Source organism: Pseudomonas sp. JUb42, assembly GCF_024807945.1.
In the GTDB taxonomy this organism is placed as follows: domain Bacteria; phylum Pseudomonadota; class Gammaproteobacteria; order Pseudomonadales; family Pseudomonadaceae; genus Aquipseudomonas.
In genome coordinates this window covers 50,625-71,054 of sequence record NZ_JANUFD010000018.1, presented here as the reverse complement: position 1 = coordinate 71,054, position 20,430 = coordinate 50,625, and the positions used below count along the sequence as shown (strand labels likewise).

Genomic DNA, 20,430 nt, shown 5'->3' with positions numbered 1-20,430 from the left:
CTACTACATCCGACGAATTTGTATTGTCTGTACTACCGTCTTCGCGAATGAATTCGCTCCCACATCATTCGCTCCCATCGTTCGCCCTAAAGAGTAAGGTTCAGTAACCCTGCCCGCGATCCACTTGCCCGAGCATCTTCTCGCCGCGCTCGAACCGGCGAATATTCTCCAGTAGCCCGGCAAAGGCGCTTTCTGGTTGGGTCATGGCGGCAATATGGGGCGTCAGCATGATCTGCGGATGCTTCCAGAATGGATGATCCATTGCTGCGGGTTCCTGCTGCAGCACATCCACAATCGCCGCGCTCAACTGGCCGCTGTCCAGGGCCTGGAGCAAGTCGTCCTCACGCAGATGCCCGCCACGGCCCATATTGATCAGCGCCGCGCCCTTGGGCAGTTGTGCGAACAACGCCTTATTGAGGATGCCTTCGGTCTGTTCGGTCAGGGGCAACACGCAGAGCAGAATATCGCACTGGGCGAGAAAGGCCGGCAGTTGTTCGACCCCGGCATGACAAGTCACACCTTCGATCTCATGCTGACTGCGGGCCCAGCCCGAAAGGGCAAAGCCGAACGATTTCAGGCTCGCCAGAATATGTTGTGCCTGCAGCCCCAGGCCCATGACCCCGATCCGGCGCTTGCTCGCGGGCAGCAGTCGATGAGCCTGCCAGTGACCGGCGACCTGCTGCTGACGGTAGCGCAGCATGTCGCGGTGCAGGCTGAGCACCGCCCAATTGGCGTACTCGCACATGCCCTGGCTGATGCCAGGATCAAGCAGGCGCACCACTGGCAGGCTCAGGGGAATGCGGCTCAGGTCCAGTTGATCGACTCCCGCCGACAAGGCGAACAACACCTTGAGATTGGGCAGCACGTTCTCGAGATCGTCCGGTGCCTGCCAGGCAGCCAGGTACTCGACTTGCGTGCCATCGCCAACGTCCGGCCAGGCGCGCCATTGGATATCCGGGGCGTGTTCGGCAAACAGCGCCTGCCATTGTTCGCCGCGCGCAGGGTCAGCTTTATAGAGCAGCGCCATGGGCATTTCCTGGGTAAAGAAGAGGGGCATTCATGATGCCGCAACGGCGGAGCATGATCTGTTGAAAGCACGGGGTAAAACAGTGGATCCGGGCATCTCGGGCGGCAAGTTCGGCGTAGATCATTTCGCCGAACGATTAACCTGAACAGCATCGCAACCACTTGCCGCTGCCGGGCTCAATGCGCGGCTCATTACCTACAGGAACCACCATGAACAGCAAAGTCGACGAAGCACACCATTTACTGCGTCAGCGTGATCAGTTCGTACCGCGCGGTATCGTCAATGCGCACCCACTGGTCATCGATCGCGCCCAGGGCTCGGAGCTGTGGGACGTGGATGGCAAGCGTTATCTGGATTTCGTCGGCGGTATCGGCGTGCTCAACATCGGTCACAACCACCCTAATGTGGTCAAGGCAGTGCAGGGCCAACTGAGCAAGATCACCCATGCCTGTTTCCAGGTAGCGGCCTACCAGCCCTATATCGAACTGGCCAAGCGGCTGTCGCAGATGGTCGGTGGCGAGGTGGCGCACAAGGCCGTGCTGTTCACCTCCGGTGCCGAAGCGGTGGAAAACGCCATCAAGATCGCCCGTGCCCACACCAATCGTTCGGCCGTCATTGCCTTCCGTGGCGGCTTCCACGGCCGCACCTTGCTGGGCACCACTCTGACTGGCATGAGCCAGCCGTACAAACAGAACTTCGGCCCGTTTGCCCCGGAGATCTTCCATACCCCGTACCCGAACGAGTACCGCGGCTTCAGCAGCGACATGGCCCTGGCTGCGCTGAATGAGCTGCTGGCGACCCAGGTTGCCGCCGATCGCGTCGCCGCCATCATCATCGAACCGGTACAGGGCGACGGTGGTTTCCTTGCCGCGCCGGTGGCGTTCCTCAAGGCCTTGCGCAAACTCACTGAGCAGCACGGCATTGTGTTGATCCTCGATGAGATCCAGACCGGCTTCGGTCGCACCGGCAAGATGTTCGGCTTTCAGCACGCAGGCATCCAGCCGGACCTGGTTACCGTGGCCAAAAGCCTGGCCGGAGGCTTCCCGCTGTCGGGTGTGGTCGGCCGTGCCGAGATCATGGACGCACCGTTGCCCGGTGGTCTCGGCGGCACCTACGGCGGCAATGCCCTGGCCTGCGCGGCGGCGCTGGCGGTGATCGACACCTATGCCGAAGAAAAACTGGTCGAGCGCGGCCAGGTGCTGGGCGATCGCCTGCGCGACGGCCTGCTCAGGTTGCAGGCACGCTACCCGCGTATCGGCGACGTACGTGCCACCGGTTTCATGGTGGCCATTGAGCTGATCAAGGCCGACGCCGAACGCAGCCCGGATGCCGACCTGACCCAGCAACTGATCGATCAGGCCCGTGTTGGCGGTCTGTTGGTGATCAAGTGCGGGGTGTATCGCAACGTCATGCGTTTCCTTGCGCCGCTGGTGACTACTGAAGCGCAGATCGACGAAGCACTGGAGATTCTCGACGGTGCGCTGGCACGTATCTTGATCGCCTGACCACTGGCATCGCTGGCCGGTTCAACAAGGATCGGCCAGCGGGCATACCGGGATGAACTGGAGGTTGTATCTGCCATGGGGCTGACTGAATACCGCGCATTGCTGATCGACTGCGACGAAGTGCTGGTGGATCGGGATTCGGGCGTCTGGGCGGCCTTGCAGCCGCTGCTGGAAAACCGCCTTGAGGCGCCGGACAAGGGGCAGATCCTGGCCGAGTACAAGGACGTGATTCGCTCGCTGTATCCGCGCTACGCGGAACTTGGCTTCAGCGGCATGCTGTGCTTTGCCCATCGGCAGATGGCCGAGCGCCTGGAGATCAAGTCCAGTTGGGAGGAGGGCATGAGCTTCGCCCGTTCGGTGCCGGGCTGGACCCTGTTCGAGGATGTACCGGGGGCAATGCTGTATCTGCGCAAGTTTTATCACCTGCGGGTATACGCCGACCGTGATGTGGAGGATCGTGGTGTCTTGTGCGAACGCCTGGGGCTGTTGCCCGAGCACTTGCTGTCCCTGGCGGACAATCCGCTGGATGGCGGCGACTGGCTGGCGGAACTGGACATCGACCCTGCCGACACCCTGTTGCTGTCACGGCCACCGGCCCAGGCATTGGGTGAAGGCGGCCTGTGCCTGATCCGTCGGGGAGCCGCCGAGCACCGCAAAACCTGCCCGGCAGACTTCTGTATCAACAGCATGGCGGACCTCGTGCGACAGCATCAGTTGTCTTTAAGGTGCTGATTTTGTTAGAAGGTACTTCTGTACTGAATAGTTACCAAGCAAGAGGCGCGTGATGGAAGGGTTGGTCAAACTGGACCGGATTGATATCAATATCCTGGTCGAACTGCAAAAAGACGGCCGCATGACCAACGTCAGCCTCGCGGATGCCGTGGGTCTGTCGGCCAGCCCTTGTCTGCAACGTGTCAAGCGCCTGGAGTCGGCGGGCTACATTTCCAGCTACAAGGCCCACCTCAACCTGGCCAAGATCACCGACTCGGTAACGGTCTTCACCGAAGTCTCCCTGAGCGACCACAAGCGCGAAGATTTCGCTAAATTCGAAGCCAATATCCGCTTGGTCGACGAAGTGCTCGAATGCCACCTGATCAGCGGCGGTTACGACTACCTGGTGCGCTTCATGACCCGCAGCATCCAGCACTATCAGGAAGTGGTGGAGGAGCTGCTGGACAAGAATATCGGTATCTCCAAGTACTTCAGCTATATCGTGATCAAGTCGCCGGTGATGAAGGACGGGGTGCCGTTGCGCAAGTTGTTGCGGCATTGATACCTGACGGGACAGCCCGGTTTTACCATTTTGTTGGAGCGAGGCTTGCCTGCGAAGGGGCCAGCGTCTCCCTTGAGGTTTCTGAGCCTGGAGTATCGATTTCGCGGGCAAGCCTCGCTCCAGCGGGCTTGTGCTTGAGTGCGCAATAGGGTCTGATGCTGCCCCAAAAACACCGGGGTCATCCATGCAGTCGCTGTTGAACGAAATCCTCGACGAAGTACGTCCGCTGATCGGTCAGGGCAAGGTCGCCAACTACATTCCGGCCCTGGGCGGCGTCAAGCCGAATCAACTGGGCATTGCCGTGTACAGCAACGATGGCGAGCTGTATCACGCTGGCGATGCCGGCACGCTGTTCTCGATCCAGAGTATTTCCAAGGTGTTCAGCCTGGTCCAGGCCATCGGTCACACCGGCGAGGATATCTGGCAGCGTCTGGGCCACGAGCCTTCCGGCCAGCCGTTCAATTCCCTGGTGCAGTTGGAGTTCGAGCGCGGGCGGCCGCGTAATCCGTTCATCAACGCCGGGGCTTTGGTGATCTGCGATATCAACCAGTCGCGTTTTGCCGCGCCATCGCTGTCGATGCGCGATTTTGTCCGGCGTCTGTGCAGCAACCCGAAGATCGTCTCCGATGCGATGGTGGCCGAGTCCGAGTATCAGCACCGCTCGCGCAACGCGGCGGCGGCCTACCTGATGAAGTCCTTCGATAATTTTCATGGCGATGTCGAAGCGGTGCTGCGCAGCTATTTCCATCACTGCGCCTTGAGCATGAGCTGCATCGACCTGGCCAAAGCCTTCAGTTTTCTGGCCCACGAAGGCTTCTGCGTCCATAGCGGCGAGCAGATCCTCACGCCGCGCCAAACCACCCAGCTCAACTCGATCATGGCCACTAGCGGGCTGTACGACGAGGCCGGTAACTTTGCCTATCGCGTCGGCCTGCCGGGCAAGAGCGGCGTAGGCGGCGGTATCGTCGCCGTGGTGCCGGGGCAGTTTTCGGTGTGTGTCTGGTCGCCGGAGCTGAATGCTGCGGGCAATTCCCTGGTGGGCATGGCCGCCCTGGAAAAACTGAGCGCGCGGATCAACTGGTCGGTGTTCTGATTCGCTCAATCATGGCAGAATCATATCTTTGGATAGCTCAGTCATTTCCAGGGATTATCAATCATGGCGCTGGATATCGATGCGGTGCAGGCCTTTGTGCTGGTGGCCGACCTCAAGAGTTTCACCCGGGCGGCAGAGATCATCGACACCACTCAGTCGGCGGTCAGCCTGAAAATCAAACGTCTGGAGGACGCCCTCGGTCGTCGCCTGCTGGAGCGCACGCCGCGCAAGGTCAGGCTGTCCGCCGAGGGCAGCACCTTCCTCGCCGCCGCGCGCAACCTGCTGGTGGCCTATCAAGGCGCCATCGGTTCATTCGAGCAGCCGCAACAGCGCTTGGTGGTGGGCATCAGCCATCACATCATTGGTGCTGAACTGCCGCTGCTGCTCAAGCACCTCAAGGCTGCGCAACCCAATCTGCAGATCGAACTGCATATCGGCACGTCCCGGGATATTCGCGATGCCTTCGACCGCGGCCTGCTCGGCGGTGCCCTGGTGTTGGGCTACGACAATCGCCGTCAGGACGGTGAAGTGGTATTCAAGGAGCAGTTTGCCTGGATGGCTGCTGATGACTACGACCATCGCCCCGGTGAGCCCCTGCGTCTGGCCACCCAGCCTGCGCCGTGCAGCATGCGGGCGATGGCCACTTCGCTGCTGGACGAAGCGGGGATTGCCTGGAACGAAGTGTTTGTCGGCGGCGGCATGAGCACCATCGCCGCAGCGGTCAGCGCCGGATTGGCGGTGGCGGCTCTGGCGCGGCGTGTGGCCCCGGCCGGATTGGTGGATGTTGGCGCGAAACTGGGCTTGCCGCCCCTACCGAGCCGCGAAGTGATCCTCTATTCCAGCGCCTCGACGCCACAGGTTCGCGGTGTCTTGCAGACCCTGGCGTCGGCGGTGCGTTCGACGGCTAATGCCTGATCAGCAGCATCAGCAGCAGGGTCAGGCCGATGATCAGCGCCGCGCCGACCAGCAAACCCAATAGATGAGCGCGCAGTTCTGCGTTCATCGCAACTGCTCCAGCTCGGGTTGGGCCAGGTACAGCACTTCATAGACACTCTGACCTTCGAGCGTTTGCGCCGCCGCCGCCGAGAGGCGAAAACGCAGCAATTGCCAGGCATCGGGATCCAGTGCAGTCCAGGCGACCACGGTATCGCTGCTGTCGGCCAACAGCCGGTTGCGCTCGATCTCCAGGTTCAGCACTTGCTGGCGATCTGCCGAGGCGGTCAGGGGCACGACTTCCTCATACAGGGCCAAGGCCTCGCGCGCCGGGCCAAGCTGGGCGTCGAGGGTCAGCCATGTATGTACCTGCGGACGACCAAACGAATCAATCACCCCCTGAAAACTCTCACCGGTCAGAAAGGCCGTCGCAGCGGATATGTCGCGCCACAGATAGACCGAGGCATACAGGTTGCCGTTGGCGCCGTGGCGGTCTTTTTCGGTGGCGACGAAGGCTTTGCAGGCCAGGCCCTGGCGATCGTCCCACAACGGCCCGCGCTCGGCCGCCCGGCGGCGGATCAATTGCAGGTCGTAGTCGGCGGGTAGGCGATGGGAATACTGCATGGTTAGCATGGTCAAGCTCCTGTGAATGGATGACAGGAGCCAGAGTGCGGTGCGACCGGTTGGAGTAACAGACCGCTGCGGGCATAGGTGTGATGGGTTTTCGAAATGATGGGTGAGCATGCACCGTCATTGTGGGAGCCTCGGTGCCGATCGCGTGCAAAGCGCTCTTGACGACCGTTGCCCTTTCGACCTCCGGTCTTAAACAGCACAACCATTCAAGGCGCCCTTGGAGACCAGGTCTAGTCTTTATCCCCTCATCCCGCTCAACCATAAAGAGGACGCATCCATGGCGACGCTGAAGGTCAAAGATGGCACCGAGATCTACTACAAGGACTGGGGCACCGGGCAGCCGATCGTGTTTTCCCATGGCTGGCCGCTGGATGGCGATGCCTGGGATGCGCAGATGGTGTTCCTCGGCCAGCAGGGTTATCAGGTCATCGCCCATGACCGTCGCGGCCATGGCCGTTCGGGGCAGTCGTGGGAAGGTAACGAGATGGACACCTACGCCGACGACCTGGCTGAACTGTTCAACGCGCTGGATCTGAAAGACGCAATCATGATCGGCCACTCCACCGGTGGTGGTGAAGTGGCGCGTTATATCGGTCGTCATGGCACTTCCCGCGTGGCCAAGGCCGTACTGATCGGCGCTGTGCCACCGGTCATGCTCAAGAGTGCGAGTAACCCCGAAGGTTTGCCGATTGAAGTGTTCGATGGCATTCGTGCCGGTGTAAAGGCGGATCGTTCACAGTTCTTCAAGGACCTGCCGGTGCCGTTCTATGGCTACAACCGTGAAGGTGCCAAGACCTCTCAAGGCGTGATCGACGATTTCTGGCGCATGGGCATGCTCGGTTCGATCAAGGGCGAGCTGGACTGCATCAAGGCGTTCTCGGAAACCGACTTCACTGAAGACCTGAAGAAGATCGACGTGCCGACTCTGGTCCTGCACGGTGATGACGATCAAATCGTGCCGATTGATGCATCCGGGAAGAAATCCGCCAAGTTGATCAGTGGTTCGACCCTGAAGATCGTAGCCGGTGGTTCCCACGGTATGTGCACTGTGATGGCTGATGAGATCAACGAGATTCTGCTGGGCTTTATCAAGGGCTGATCTACGCCTCACCCTGAGGTGGACGCAAATTAGGTGGGAGCGAATTTATTCGCGAATGCGGTCTGTCAGTGTCGATGATACTGATTGTGCTGACGCCTTCGCGGATAAATCCGCTCCCACCGTTCTTGCGGGCCAACCCCCTCCCAATGCTCTGAACGTCGACACCGCTGCCCTGGCGTCGTTGGCGTGCAGTTGCGCCAGTTGATCCCGTGAGGTGAGCAGCAGGCGATCTTCGTCGAGCACTTCCACCAGGCTGATGGCGCCACCCTTGTAGGCGTCTTCGGCGGCGGTGCGGGCGACCTGGTGGGCCTCGACTTCCTGATTCACATCCAGGCGCTGGGCTTCCAGTTCTGTGAGGGTGACGATAGCGTTTTCCACGTCTTCGGTGGCCTTGAGCATGGCCTGGCGGTATTCGGCCAGGGCCTGGGCATTGGCGCCCTTGGCCTGGGCGACCTCAGCGTCGACACGGCCGAAATCGAACAGCAGCCAGTGCAAGCCAATCGCCGCCTGTGGCTGGAAGGAGGAAGAGCCGATCAGCGAGCCACTATGCAGGCTTTCAAAGCCCAGCAGGCCGGAAAGCGAGACTTTCGGGTAGTACTCGGCGATGGATTCGCCGATGCGCGCATTACTGGCGGCCAGGCGGCGTTCGGCGGCGATCACGTCGGGGCGGCGGCGCAACAGGCTGGCCGGGCCTTCGCTGTCGCTGATGGTCGGCACCTTGTAGGTCTGGGCCGTGGCCAGCAGTTCCTTGGCGTAGGTGCCGGGTTGCGCGCCCATCAATACGTCCAGACGGTTGAGTTGCAGGGCCTGTTCGGTGCGCAGCGGCGGCAGGGTGGCGCGGGCCTGGGACACCAATGCCTGGGCCTGGGCCTGCTCGCGTTGAGTGGCCAGGCCACTGCGAAAACGATCATTGACCAGGGCCAGCAAGCCCGACTCGGTCTTGACTTGCTCCTCGGCCAGAGCGATACGCTGCTGCGCACCACGAATGCGGAAATAGGCATCAGCGGCTTCGGCGGCGACCGAAATACGCACCCCGGCATGACTGGCTTCGGCCGCCTCGGCTTCAGCGCTGGCGGCTTCTTCGCCGCGCTTGAGGCCACCGGCCAGATCGGCTTCCCAACTGGCTCCAGCGCCTAGATTTTCCAGGGTCTGGTTACGTTTGTAGCCGGGGAAGGCGCTGCCGATCTCACCCAGCGGGCTGTTCAGTGATTGGCGCTGGCGCACAGCCTGGGCATCCAGGGCGCCCTGGGGCAGGCGCTCGGCACCGGCATGCCGGGCCACGGCACGGGCCTGTTCGACCCTTGCGAGGGACACTTGCAGGTCAAGGTTCTGCGCCAGGACGCGGTCGACGATACGACTCAGCTCCGGGTCGGCAAAGCCGCTCCACCAGGTGTCCAGAGCGGGAGCCGGAGTTTCACCGACGCGCTGCTGCAGTCGGGCCTGGTTGTCGTATTGCGCGGTCAGGGTATTGCCGGGTGCCTGATAGTCCGGGCCAACGGTGCAGCCAGTGATGGCGAGGAACAGGGCACTCAGGGCGAAGCGATGAAAGCTGGACAGGAACATGGCGGCACTCTCGTCAAAAATAACCATCTGGATTAACACGGCGTCCGTAGGACCCGCTTTAGCCGCGGGTTCGCTCTCCCGGCTAAAGCTCCTACGGTTGAATGACCTAGTGCGCATCTGCCGAAGGCGCCGCAGGTGGTGCAACCTTATGCATCAGCGGCACCATCAGCGTGGCGACGATGAAGCAGACCATGATTGCCAGAAACGCATCGGAGTAGGTCTGGGTCTGGGCTTCGCGCAGGGTCAGCAACCACAGTTGATGCAGAGCGGCGGTGCTGCCTTCGCTGCCGGTCTGGCCCAAGGCTGCGAGGTTGCTGCCGACCTGACTGAGCCACTGGTTCATGGCCTCGTTGCTGCTGTTCAGGTGTTCGGCCATGCGGGTGAAGTGCAGGTTGGTGCGGTCGTTGAGAATGGTCGCGCAGGCGGCGATGCCGATGGCGCCGCCGAGGTTGCGCATCAGGTTGAACAGCCCCGAGGCCTGCTTGAGCCGGGACATGGCCAGGCCGCCCAGGGTCAGGGTCACGGCCGGTGGCACCGCCATTTGCTGGGCGATACCGCGCAGGGCCTGGGGCAGCATCAGTTCCTTGCCGCCCCAGTCATGGGTGATCGGCGAAAAGTCCCACATCGACAGGGCGAACAGGCCGAGGCCGAACATCATGATCCAGCGCAGGTCGATGCGGTTGGCGAGCATCGCGTAGACCGGGATCGACAACAGCTGGAATACCCCGGTGGAAAATACCGCCAGGCCGATATCCAGAGCGCTGTAGCCACGGACCCGGCCCAGGAACAGCGGCGTCAGATAGATGGTGGCAAACAGGCCGATGCCGGTGACGAAGGAAAAGAAACAGCCGAGGGCGAAGTTGCGCTCGCTCAGTGCGCGCAGGTCGACGATGGGGTTCTTGACCATCAGCGTGCGGCTGATAAAGGCCAGTGCCGAGATCCCGGACACCCAGGCGGTTGTCAGGATGACCTGGTCGCTGAACCAGTTCCAGCGCGGTCCTTCTTCCAGGGTGTATTCCAGGCAGCCGAGGAACAGTGCCATGAACACCATACTCAGGTAGTCGGCGCCTTTGAGCAGAGAAAGATCCGGCTCGTCGATCCGTACCAGGATCGGCACAACAATGGCAACGAACACGCCCGGCACCAGATTGATATAGAACAGCCAGTGCCAGGATGACACTTCGGTGATCCAGCCGCCGATCACCGGGCCCAGGGTCGGGGCCAGGGAGGCGATGGCGCCGATGGTTGCCGCCGCGATGACCTTCTGTTTACCGGTGAAGAACATAAAGGCCGAAGTGAACACCATGGGGATCATCGAGCCGCCGAGAAACCCTTGCAGGGCGCGAAAGGCGATCATGCTCTGGATATTCCAGGCCGCGCCGCAGAGCATACTGGTCAGGGTGAAACCCACGGCGGACATGCAGAATAGCCAACGGGTGGAGAATACCCGGGACAGCCAGCCAGACAGGGGGATAACGACGATTTCGGCGATCAGGTAACTGGTCTGGACCCAGGCGGTTTCGTCAGCGCCCGCCGACAAGCCGCCGCCGATGTCACGCAACGATGCGGAGACGATCTGGATATCCAGCAGGGCGATGAACATGCCGATGCACATGGTGGCGAAGGCAAATACCTTCTGCGCGGTGGGCATCGAGGCCGCGTCGAAATGTGCCGGGGCAGGGCGGCCCGCAGTGGCGCTGACGCTACTCATTGCAGTTTGCTGGCGTTGGCGGCGGCGACAGCGGGTTCGTCCACGGAGCCGGTCTTGGTATCGACTTCAGCGGTCACCGACAGGCCGGGGCGCAATTTGCCCAGGGTATTATCGGCCGCATCGAGACGTACCCGCACCGGCACGCGCTGGACGATTTTGGTGAAGTTGCCGGTGGCGTTCTCCGGCGGCAATACGCTGAATTGCGCGCCGGTGGCCGGGGCCAGGCTGTCCAGATGACCGTGGAAGACCCGGCCCGGCAGTACATCGGCATGAATGCTCACCGGTTGGCCGGGCAACATCTCGGCCAACTGGTCCTCCTTGAAGTTGGCATCGACCCACAGGCCGCTGGCCGGAACGACCGCCAGCAATTGGGTGCCAGCCCCGGCAAAGACGCCGACCCTGGCCCGGCGATTGCCGATCACGCCATCGATGGGCGCACGCAGTTCGGTGTAGCCGACATTCAGTTGCGCCAGGTCACGCTCAGCCCTGGCCTGCATCAGCGCCGCGCGGGCCTGTTGTTTCTGCGTGGCGATCACGTCCAGTTGGCGTTGTGCGGCAAGCAGCGAGGCCTGGGCCTTGGCGCCATTGGCCTGGGCGGTCTTGAAGGTGGCGTCGGCGCGCTGGGCGCTTTCCAGGGACACCGCCGAGCGGCTGGCCAGTTCCTTGTAGCGCACGTTGTCGTCACGGGACCGCACGGTTTCCGCGCTGGCGGCATCGATGCCGGCTTTGGCTTGGCCGATCACGGCCTGTTGCAGTTGCTCGGTGGCCTGCAGATTGGCCAGCAGTGCTTCTTCGGCTGTGATGGCACCTTCAGCTTTATGCAGGGTGGCGAGGTAGTCGCGATCGTCGATCTTCACCAGCAGGTCACCGGCATGCACGAACTGGTTGTCGATCACCTTGAGTTCGGTGATATAGCCCGAAACCTTGGGCCCGATCACCGTGACATCGCCGCCGATATAGGCATCGTCGGTGGATTCGATAAACCGTCCGGTGGTCCACCAGTGCAGGCCGTAAAAGACTGCGGCGATCAGGGCCGCAATGACCACAAGCGCCAGCACCAGACGTTTGAGCAGCGGTGGTTTCGGCTTTTCAGGGGTGCTGGCAGGGGCCATGTCGGCGGCCGAAAGAGAGCTGTTCATCACGGTTTACCTGTGGAAGACGGGGTGGGGACGTTGAGAAGGGCATTGCGATAGGCCTGGCGGCGCTCCCGGCCGGTTTCCATGCGCCAGCGGTTCTGTTCGCTGGCGTGGGGCAGGGAGCGCAGGCTGTGGGTTGTGAAGCTGATCGGCTTGCCGGTCCGGGCATCGGTGAGGATCAGTTCAACGGGCTCGCCGCTCTGATCGTCGACCAGTTGAATCGCTGGCTGACCATTGGCGAAATGCTTGCCGCCCCAGGCCATCATCATCAGCACCACCGGGCGGAACTCACGACCACGGGGTGTGAGCAGGTAGTCGTAACGCAGGGGTTTGTCGCTATAGGCGCGACGCTCCAGCACACCGGCTTCGACCAGTTCGTTGAGGCGGCGGGTCAGGGTGTTGGGCGCGATGCCCAGGCTGTTCTGGAATTCGTCGAAGCGGCTGAGGCCATAGAAGGTGTCACGCAGGATCAGGATATTCCACCATTCACCCACGTGCTCCAGGCTCAAGGCCACCGGGCAATTCATGTGTTCAAAGCTTTTGTGCTTCATGGACAAGGCCCTCGGAGGTCCTGCTGTCATTAAATTATGATCATAATCTAATTGAGTGACTTCCATCATGCAAGTCACTTTTCCAGCCGTCGGTCGTAGGGCAAAAAGATGGCATGATGCAAATCACATCAAAACGGAGAGCCATCCATGAGTCTGCTGCCCTATGTCGAAGCCGCCCCGAGCCGCGAAGAAGTCGATGCCTTGTCCGGGCCCACGCTGATCGAGTTCGGCACCAACTGGTGCGGCCACTGCAAGGCGGCGCAGCCGTTGCTGGAACAGGTCATCAGCGGCTTTCCCGGTGTGCGGCATATCCGTGTCGAAGACGGCAGCGGCCGGCGGTTGGGGCGCAGCTATGGCGTCAAGCTGTGGCCGACGATGATTTTTCTGACTGACGGGCAGGAGGTTGATCGGCTAGTGAGGCCGACCGAGAACGGGCAGATTGCCGAGGTTTTCGACAAGTGGTTGGGGCAGGAAAAGAAGGGGTTGTAAGCACATAAATCTTGTAGCAGCGAGGCTTGCCCGCGAAGGCGGTTTATAGGGCCGGGAATATTCTGTGGATGTACCGGCCTCTTCGCGGGCAAGCCTCGCTCCCACCTGCCTGGCATTGCGCCCGAAGGATTTTCAGCGCCGCAGGTAGGCCGAAAAATCGATGTCTCCGGCACTGAGAATCGCCTGTACGCGGTTATGTACATTGAGCTTGCGCAGGATCGCCGAGACATGGGCCTTGACCGTGGTCTCGGCGATTTCCAGGGTGTAGGCGATCTGTTTGTTCGAGTCGCCCTTGGTCATGCGTTCCAGTACCAGCAGCTGCTTGCGGGTCAGGGCCTGGAGCAGTTCCGGGGCCAGGCCTGCCGGTTCGCTGAGGGTGCGGCGCACACTGGTTTTCTGCGAGCGAATGATGTCCGAGGGCAGGTAGACGTTGCCGTTGAGGATCTGCTCGATGGCTTGGGTCATCTGCAGGCGCGGCGAGGATTTGGTGATGAAGCCGACGGCGCCGTAGGTAATGGCTTGCAGCACGATGTGCTTGTCCTGCTCGGCGGAAACGATCACCACCGGAATGGTCGGCGCTTCGTTGCGCAGGTTGATCAGGCCGTTGAGGCCGTGCATGCCGGGCATGTTGAGGTCGAGCAGGATCAGGTCCAGGTCGTCGTGCTGGCGGGTCATCTGCACGGCGCTGTCGAGGTCTTCGGTTTCCATCACCTCACTGCCAGGAAAGCCGTCGCTGATGACGCTGTGAATCGCCTCGCGGAACAGCGGGTGGTCATCGGCAATCAGGATCTTGTACATGGGGCGTTACCTGTTTCTTGTTATGGCGTGCATTACAGGCCATGGCTGATTCTTTGGGAATAGGACATTAGCAAGGAAAACCAGTACCAAAGTAGTAGATAGGTACCGTTGCATCCCGCGTCGGATGCTCTAGGCTGGCGCCCATTAGCCGCTTTGGCCGACCATAAAAAGACAGCCTCCCATGAGCCAGCTGCGCAAGTTCGTTTCCCCGGAAATCATTTTCGGCGCCGGTAGCCGCCACAGCGTCGGCAATTACGCGAAAACCTTCGGCGCCCGCAAGGTGCTGCTGGTCACCGACCCCGGCGTGATCGCCTGTGGCTGGGTCGCCGATATCGAGGCCAGCCTGCAGGCCCTGGACATCGATTACTGCATCTACAGCGCGGTGTCACCCAATCCCCGGGTCGAGGAAGTGATGCGCGGCGCCGAAGTCTATCGCGAGCAGCACTGCGACGTGATTGTCGCCGTTGGCGGTGGCAGCCCGATGGACTGCGGCAAGGCCATCGGCATTGTCGTCGCCCATGGCCGCAGCATTCTCGAATTCGAGGGCGTGGACATGATTCGCGTGCCCAGCCCGCCCTTGATCCTGATCCCGACCACCGCAGGCACCTCGGCGGACGTGTCGCAATTCGTGATCATCTCCAACCAGCAGGAGCGCATGAAGTTCTCCATCGTCAGCAAGGCGGCGGTGCCGGACGTGGCCCTGATCGACCCGGAGACGACCCTGAGCATGGACCCGTTTCTGGCCGCCTGCACGGGTATCGACGCCCTGGTGCATGCCATCGAGGCGTTTGTCTCCACCGGTCACGGGCCGCTGACTGATCCCCATGCCCTGGAAGCCATGCGCCTGATCAACGGCAACCTGGTGCAGATGATCCACAACCCCACGGACCTTGCCCTGCGCGAGAAGATCATGCTCGGCAGCATGCAGGCGGGGCTGGCGTTCTCCAATGCCATCCTCGGTGCGGTACATGCCATGTCCCATAGCCTGGGCGGTTTTCTCGACCTGCCCCATGGCCTGTGCAACGCGGTATTGATCGAGCATGTGGTGGCGTTCAATTATCAGTCGGCGCCGGATCGCTTCAAGGTCATTGCCGAGACCCTGGGCATAGATTGCCGTGGCTTGAATCAGGTGCAGATCGCCAAACGCCTGATCGAACACCTGACGGCCTTCAAGCAGGCCGTGGGTTTCCACGAAACCCTCGGCGGGCATGGCGTGCGCATGGCAGACATTCCGTTCCTGTCGCGCCATGCCATGGGCGATCCGTGCATCCTCACCAATCCGCGCGAGTCCAATCAGCGCGATGTCGAGGTCGTTTATGGCGAGGCCCTCTGACGAGCGCAAACGGGCACTGGATGCGCTGTTGGGGCTGGGCAATCACTCGACGCGCAAGAGTCACTACCCGGAACTGACCATGCGTCTGGAAGAGCTGGAGCTGGCGCAACAACGCCTGCAACAGCTCAACGACGAACTGGAGCAGCGGGTCGCCGCGCGCACCGATGAATTGCTCGAAGCCAATCACAACCTGCAACAGCAAATCATCCAGCGCGAGCGCATTGAGCAGGACCTTCGCGACGCACGGGACGCCGCCCAGGCCGCCAATCGCAGCAAGGACAAATACCTGGCCGCCGCCAGTCATGACCTGCTGCAACCGCTCAACGCCGCGCGCCTGCTGATCTCTACGTTGCGTGAGCGCAGCCTGCCCGAGAGCGAGCGCACGCTGGTGGAACGCAGCCACCTGGCTTTGGAAAGCGCCGAAGATTTGCTCAATGACCTGCTGGATATTTCCCGTCTCGATCAGGCAGCAGTAAAGCCGGATATCGGCTTGTATCGCCTGGACGAACTGCTTACGCCTTTGGCGTCTGAATTCCAGTCGGTGGCCGAGGCGTCGAGCCTCACTTTGCGGGTGCGCATGGGGCATTTCGCTGTTCGCACCGACTCGCGCCTGCTCAGCCGAATTTTGCGCAACTTCCTCAGCAATGCCTGCCGCTACACCGACAGCGGCCGCATTCTGCTGGGGGCGCGGCGGCGTGGCGATTGCCTGCGCCTGGAGGTCTGGGACACCGGCCGCGGTATCGCCGAAGACAGCCTGGAGTCGATCTTCCTCGAATTCAATCAACTGGATGTCGGTCGCGCCGCTGATCGCAAGGGTGTCGGCCTGGGCCTGGCGATTGTCGAGCGTATCGCGCGGATTCTCGATTACCCGGTGCAGGTCCGCTCGCAGCCGGGTCGTGGCTCGTGTTTCAGCATCGATGTGCCGCTGTCCCATGAGGTGCCTGCGCCGGTCAGTCTGCTGCTGCAACAACCCGGCACCGGCAATCCGCTGCCGGGGCGTCGCCTGTTGGTGCTGGACAACGAACAGAGCATCCGCGAAAGCATGGCCGCGCTGTTGGAACAGTGGGGCTGCGAGGTCCTGACCGCCAGCGACCTGGGCAGCGCTTGCAGCGTATTGCAGGGCTCGGCGCCGGAATTGATCCTTGCCGACTTCCACCTGGACCACGGTGTGACCGGTTGTGAAGTGGTCAACGACCTGCGTCGGCATTTCAACCTGCGCATACCTGCGGTGATGATCACCGCCGACCGCAGCGAACAATGCCGTCACGCCCTGCGCAAGCTTGGCGCGCCGTTGTTGAACAAACCGGTGAGGCCAGGCAAGTTGCGGGCGGTGTTAAGTCAGTTGTTGGGGTAGGAGCTGTATTGGGTGGATGGAGAGCCCATTGTGGGAGCGAATTCATTCGAGAAAGCTGTGTTCCAGGCGATGAAGATGCTTTGAATGTACCGGCCTCTTCGCGAATGAATTCGCTCCCACCCAATCCACAGCTCCTGCCTGAAGAACCTTGAGCGGTGTGTTTCTCAGCCACCGGTCATATTCATGAACCGCACCACCTGCACCTCATCATTGAGCTGAAAATCATGCCGGTACGGCTTGAGCTTCATCGCCTCGATAATGGCCTTTTCCAGTTTCTCTGGCTGACCGGGGTTGGCTCGCAGGACGCTCTTGAGGTCGGCAGAATGCTCGTTGCCCAGACATAGCAGCAGACGGCCTTCGACGGTCAGGCGCACGCGATTGCAGGTGCCGCAGAAGTTATGGCTGTGGGGCGAGATAAAACCGACGCGGATATCCGGCGCTTCGGCCAGGCGCCAATAGCGCGACGGCCCCTGGGTCGAGTCGGTGGACGGCAGCAGGGTATAGCGCTCGGCAATGCGCTCGCGCACCTGTTCGCTGGAGAAGAACGATTCGGCGCGACTGTGCTCGCTGATGATGCCCAGAGGCATTTCTTCGATAAAGCTGATATCCAGGCCGCGCTCGATGGCGAAGGCGATCAGGTCGTTGATCTCGTGATCGTTGCGACCCTGCATCACCACGCAATTGAGCTTGGTATGAATAAAACCGGCAGCGTTGGCCGCATCGATCCCGGCAATCACCTGAGCGAGATCACCGGTGCGGGTCAGCTCGCGAAAGCGTTGGGTATCAAGGCTGTCGAGGCTGATATTGAGGCGCTTGACCCCGGCATCGAACAGCGGCTTGGCCAGCTTGCCCAGTTGCGAACCATTGGTGGTCATGCACAATTCGCGCAGGCCGGGCAGGGCGGCGATTTTCTCGCACAGACCGACAATCCCGGCCCGCACCAGCGGCTCACCGCCGGTCAGGCGAATCTTGCGGGTGCCCAGGGCGACGAAGCGTTCGGCGATCTGATGGATTTCCTCCAGTGACAGGATCTGCTGGCGCGGCAGGAAGGTCATTTCCTCGGCCATGCAGTACACGCAGCGAAAATCGCAGCGGTCGGTCACCGACATCCGCAGGTAATCCACCTTGCGGGCATAGCCATCCATCAGCACACGATCAGACATCTTGGCTTCTCACCCTGTTTTTCAGGCTTTTTGCACCGCACCGGTTTCCACAGGCAACGGCTGGACAGTGGCTGTCCGGTTATACGACACATAGTACGCCAGGCCGACGAACACCGCGCCACCCACCGCATTGCCCAGGAACACCGCGACGAAGTTGTCGGCGTACTGGGACCAGCTCAAGGCACCGGCGAAAATCGCCGCCGGGATCAGGAACATGTTGGCCACGACGTGCTGGAAGCCGATGGCAACGAAGGACATCACCGGGAACCAGATGCCGACGATCTTGCCCACCACATCCTTGCTTGCATAGGACAACCACACACCCAGGCAGACCAGCCAGTTGCAGCCGATTCCGGAAATGAATACGTGGGCGAAGTCGGCGCTGACCTTGGCATTGGCAATCGCCAGAGTCTTGGCCAGGAATGGCCCTTCGGTCATGCCCAGCAGGTGGCCGAAGAAATAGGCAACGAACAGGCCGCCGAGCAGGTTGGCGATGGTCACCAGCACCCAGTTACGGACCACGGCGTACACGCCGATACGCCCGGCGAACAGGGCCATGGGCAGGCTCATCATATTGCCGGTGAGCAGCTCGCCGCCGGCCAGGATCACCAGGATCAGGCCGATGGGGAACACCGCCGCGCCGAGCAGGTTGCCCAGCGAAGCCCAGGCTGGGGGAATCATGGTGCTGACATGGATATCCAGCAGAAAGCCCAGAGAGATGAACGCCCCGGCCAGAAAGCCCAGGACCAGAATCGACAGCAATGGCAGATGCGCCTTCTTCGCGCCCGCTTCGATGGCGATTTCAGCGATTTGTTGTGGGGTATTGATGGACATTGGCAAGGCACTCGCGCACGGTTCCAGTCGTTTTCAGCGCGCACGGGCGCCTGACCCCGACTGGGGTACCTGGAAAAAAATGGGTTTCAAGAATCCGGTCTTGAGGCGCGGCTTGTGCTTGTTTTGATCTCAAGCGACAAGTCAGCGATTCCCTGTACAGCGGCAGGAGACAAAGGCCCCAGGCAACAGGGGCGGCAAACGATCAGCTCACTGGCTGAATTAGCAAGCAAGCTACTGAGTCGAAATGTCGCAGTCCAATCGCTTGTTCCAATGGATTGATCGACCGGATCAATGATGGTACTGCGGGCCAGTATTGGCGCGGGCTACGTGGAGGTCGGTTTTGAGTAACTGCACTGCAAATATTTTTGTTAGCTGATGCGGTCCAATCTGTGTTCGGTGAATCTGAATCGGAATGAAGGTCTGTAGGAGCTTCCCGGCGCGTGTACGTAGTATGTGAGTCTTTACCGATAAAAACAGGTCTACTGATCGCCGATCACAAGGAAGACGCGCGCGTGCATTCATCTTTCCGCTCCATCCTGACTCTTGCGGTAATCCTGTTGAGCGGCTGCGCCCAACAAACGCCCCAGGCGCCCGAGCTGACTCCGGCGCAAATCCAGGCGCAAATCGTTCGGCTGATCCCCGCCAAGGTTCAGGATCGCGAAGGCTGGGCCCGGGATATCCAGGGCGCCTTCACCGCGCAGAAACTGGCGGCCACCACCGAAAATCTCTGCGCGGTCATGGCCGTGATCGAGCAGGAGTCCACTTTCCAGACCGACCCCGGTGTGCCAGGCCTGGGCCGTATCGCCCGGGACGAAATCAATCGTCGGGCGAGCAAGCTGTATATCCCCGATGCCTTGATCAATACCGCACTGAAACTGCCCTCCAGCACCGGCAAGAGCTACGGCCAACGCCTGGACAGCGCGCGCAGTGAACAGGAGCTCAGCGCGATCTTCGACGACTTTATCGACCGCGTGCCCCTGGGCCAGACCCTGTTCGGCCGTTTCAACCCGGTGCATACCGCCGGCCCCATGCAGGTCAGCGTCGAGTTCGCGCAACAGCAGGCCAAGGACTATCCGTATCCCGTGCCGGGTAGCCTGCGCAACGAGGTATTCAGCCGCCGTGGCGGGGTGTATTTCGGCACTCTGCACCTGCTCGGCTACCCGGCTAACTATCCGAAGACGCTGTACCGCTTTGCCGATTTCAACGCCGGTTGGTATGCCAGCCGCAATGCCGCATTCCAGAGTGCGGTCAATCTGCTGACCGGCAGCCAACTGGCCCTGGACGGTGACCTGATTCTTTATGACTCGACGTCGCCCGGCGCCACGGAACTGGCCGTGCGCTCCCTGGGGCCAAAACTGGGGATGAACAATTCGGCGATCTGGAATCAGCTGAAACAGGGTGAAACCCTGGCCTTCGAAGAGGGCGATCTATACCAAAGGATCTTCGCCATGGCCGAGCAGAAAACCGGCAAACCACTGCCCCGGGCGATCCTGCCGGGCATCACCCTGCAAAGCCCGAAAATCACCCGCAAGCTGACCACCGCCTGGTTTGCCGAGCGCGTGGACGAGCGCCGGGCGCGTTGTGTGCAGCGGGGTGGCGGGGATTGAGCAAGCGTCGCCGTTGTGAAGTGGTGCAAGAACCTGTGGGAGCGGATTCATCCGCGAAGGCAATATTTCAGACAATCGACATGGATTGAGTGTATCGGCCTCTTCGCGAATGAATTCGCTCCCACATAACTAGCTCCCACGGGTCTGCATCCAATCAGCAGATATACCTTGGTATAGCCAGCCGTCCTTTATATCCATGGCCGCGCGCCACCTCGCCGCTTAACCTTCTCAGCATATTTCAAGCCCTTCGCTTTGCCCTGAACCGTCAGTGCGATGCGACGTTATGCGAGGTGAGCCATGCGTTCCTCCTTCGATACTTTCATCGGCA

Annotated in this window: 20 protein-coding genes; 11 read left to right on the top strand and 9 right to left on the bottom strand. The window is 61.1% G+C overall.

Going from position 1 to position 20,430, the window contains the following annotated elements; translation table 11 throughout:
* Positions 1-100: 100 nt before the first annotated feature.
* Positions 101-1,027 carry a 2-hydroxyacid dehydrogenase gene (locus M2401_RS29040; protein ID WP_409034003.1) on the bottom strand — a complete coding sequence of 309 codons (927 nt, stop codon included), beginning with the start codon at positions 1,025-1,027 and terminating at the stop codon, positions 101-103.
* On the opposite strand from M2401_RS29040, the gene M2401_RS29035 reads away from it, so the two are divergent.
* The 6 genes from M2401_RS29035 to M2401_RS29010 all read left to right on the top strand — a co-directional run bounded on the left by M2401_RS29035 (position 1,026) and on the right by M2401_RS29010 (position 5,813).
* Positions 1,026-1,172: a hypothetical protein gene (locus M2401_RS29035; RefSeq protein ID WP_259109336.1), complete on the top strand. Its 147-nt coding sequence runs from the start codon at positions 1,026-1,028 to the stop codon at positions 1,170-1,172. The two genes, M2401_RS29040 and M2401_RS29035, sit on opposite strands and share 2 nt — an antisense overlap.
* Positions 1,173-1,236: 64 nt before the next feature.
* Positions 1,237-2,532, top strand: coding sequence for a 4-aminobutyrate--2-oxoglutarate transaminase (gabT, locus tag M2401_RS29030; RefSeq protein WP_259109114.1), 1,296 nt, complete (start codon positions 1,237-1,239; stop codon positions 2,530-2,532).
* Between the two features lie 75 nt (positions 2,533-2,607).
* Positions 2,608-3,264, top strand: coding sequence for an HAD family hydrolase (locus tag M2401_RS29025; RefSeq protein ID WP_259109112.1), 657 nt, complete (start codon positions 2,608-2,610; stop codon positions 3,262-3,264).
* Between the two features lie 52 nt (positions 3,265-3,316).
* On the top strand, positions 3,317-3,805 hold the full coding sequence (locus M2401_RS29020) for an Lrp/AsnC family transcriptional regulator (protein WP_259109110.1): 489 nt from the start codon (positions 3,317-3,319) through the stop codon (positions 3,803-3,805).
* A 184-nt stretch (positions 3,806-3,989) separates the two neighbouring features.
* Positions 3,990-4,898: a glutaminase B gene (gene glsB / locus M2401_RS29015; RefSeq protein WP_259109108.1), complete on the top strand. Its 909-nt coding sequence runs from the start codon at positions 3,990-3,992 to the stop codon at positions 4,896-4,898.
* 63 nt (positions 4,899-4,961) lie between these two features.
* Complete coding sequence (locus tag M2401_RS29010; protein WP_259109106.1) at positions 4,962-5,813, top strand: LysR family transcriptional regulator; 852 nt, start codon at positions 4,962-4,964, stop codon at positions 5,811-5,813.
* A gap of 84 nt (positions 5,814-5,897) precedes the next feature.
* On the opposite strand, the gene M2401_RS29005 is transcribed toward M2401_RS29010, so the two are convergent.
* Positions 5,898-6,464: a DUF4865 family protein gene (locus tag M2401_RS29005; protein WP_259109088.1), complete on the bottom strand. Its 567-nt coding sequence runs from the start codon at positions 6,462-6,464 to the stop codon at positions 5,898-5,900.
* A 277-nt stretch (positions 6,465-6,741) separates the two neighbouring features.
* Here M2401_RS29005 and M2401_RS29000 point away from each other — a divergent pair, with 277 nt between their 5' ends.
* Positions 6,742-7,563, top strand: coding sequence for an alpha/beta fold hydrolase (locus M2401_RS29000; RefSeq protein WP_259109086.1), 822 nt, complete (start codon positions 6,742-6,744; stop codon positions 7,561-7,563).
* Positions 7,564-7,608: 45 nt separating this feature from the next.
* Here M2401_RS29000 and M2401_RS28995 read toward each other — a convergent pair whose 3' ends face one another.
* The 4 genes from M2401_RS28995 to M2401_RS28980 all read right to left on the bottom strand — a co-directional run bounded on the left by M2401_RS28995 (position 7,609) and on the right by M2401_RS28980 (position 12,524).
* Positions 7,609-9,126: an efflux transporter outer membrane subunit gene (locus M2401_RS28995; RefSeq protein ID WP_259109084.1), complete on the bottom strand. Its 1,518-nt coding sequence runs from the start codon at positions 9,124-9,126 to the stop codon at positions 7,609-7,611.
* 106 nt (positions 9,127-9,232) lie between these two features.
* Positions 9,233-10,837 carry a DHA2 family efflux MFS transporter permease subunit gene (locus tag M2401_RS28990; RefSeq protein ID WP_259109081.1) on the bottom strand — a complete coding sequence of 535 codons (1,605 nt, stop codon included), beginning with the start codon at positions 10,835-10,837 and terminating at the stop codon, positions 9,233-9,235.
* Positions 10,834-11,976 (bottom strand): HlyD family secretion protein, encoded by a 1,143-nt coding sequence (locus M2401_RS28985; protein WP_259109079.1) that lies wholly within the window; start codon positions 11,974-11,976, stop codon positions 10,834-10,836. Before M2401_RS28985 ends, M2401_RS28990 begins: the two co-directional genes overlap by 4 nt.
* Positions 11,976-12,524, bottom strand: coding sequence for a helix-turn-helix domain-containing protein (locus tag M2401_RS28980; protein WP_259109077.1), 549 nt, complete (start codon positions 12,522-12,524; stop codon positions 11,976-11,978). Before M2401_RS28980 ends, M2401_RS28985 begins: the two co-directional genes overlap by 1 nt.
* 147 nt (positions 12,525-12,671) lie before the next feature.
* Here M2401_RS28980 and M2401_RS28975 point away from each other — a divergent pair, with 147 nt between their 5' ends.
* Positions 12,672-13,013 carry a thioredoxin family protein gene (locus M2401_RS28975; protein ID WP_259109075.1) on the top strand — a complete coding sequence of 114 codons (342 nt, stop codon included), beginning with the start codon at positions 12,672-12,674 and terminating at the stop codon, positions 13,011-13,013.
* A gap of 132 nt (positions 13,014-13,145) precedes the next feature.
* On the opposite strand, the gene M2401_RS28970 is transcribed toward M2401_RS28975, so the two are convergent.
* Entirely contained in the window at positions 13,146-13,811 is a 666-nt protein-coding gene (locus M2401_RS28970) for a response regulator transcription factor (RefSeq protein ID WP_259109073.1), read from the bottom strand.
* Positions 13,812-13,992: 181 nt separating this feature from the next.
* Between M2401_RS28970 and ercA the strand changes: the two genes are divergently transcribed.
* Positions 13,993-15,144, top strand: coding sequence for an alcohol dehydrogenase-like regulatory protein ErcA (gene ercA, locus M2401_RS28965; RefSeq protein ID WP_259109071.1), 1,152 nt, complete (start codon positions 13,993-13,995; stop codon positions 15,142-15,144).
* Positions 15,128-16,498: a hybrid sensor histidine kinase/response regulator gene (locus tag M2401_RS28960; RefSeq protein ID WP_259109063.1), complete on the top strand. Its 1,371-nt coding sequence runs from the start codon at positions 15,128-15,130 to the stop codon at positions 16,496-16,498. The genes ercA and M2401_RS28960 overlap by 17 nt, the downstream gene beginning before the upstream one ends.
* A gap of 164 nt (positions 16,499-16,662) precedes the next feature.
* Here the strand turns inward: M2401_RS28960 and moaA are convergent, their stop codons facing one another.
* The gene (gene moaA, locus M2401_RS28955; RefSeq protein WP_259109061.1) at positions 16,663-17,661 is read right to left on the bottom strand and encodes a GTP 3',8-cyclase MoaA; all 999 of its coding nucleotides are present in this window, start codon (positions 17,659-17,661) and stop codon (positions 16,663-16,665) included.
* A gap of 21 nt (positions 17,662-17,682) precedes the next feature.
* On the bottom strand, positions 17,683-18,495 hold the full coding sequence (locus tag M2401_RS28950) for a formate/nitrite transporter family protein (RefSeq protein ID WP_259109059.1): 813 nt from the start codon (positions 18,493-18,495) through the stop codon (positions 17,683-17,685).
* 512 nt (positions 18,496-19,007) lie between these two features.
* Between M2401_RS28950 and M2401_RS28945 the strand changes: the two genes are divergently transcribed.
* Positions 19,008-20,102 carry a DUF1615 domain-containing protein gene (locus M2401_RS28945; RefSeq protein ID WP_409034002.1) on the top strand — a complete coding sequence of 365 codons (1,095 nt, stop codon included), beginning with the start codon at positions 19,008-19,010 and terminating at the stop codon, positions 20,100-20,102.
* The last annotated feature ends 328 nt before the right edge of the window (positions 20,103-20,430 follow it).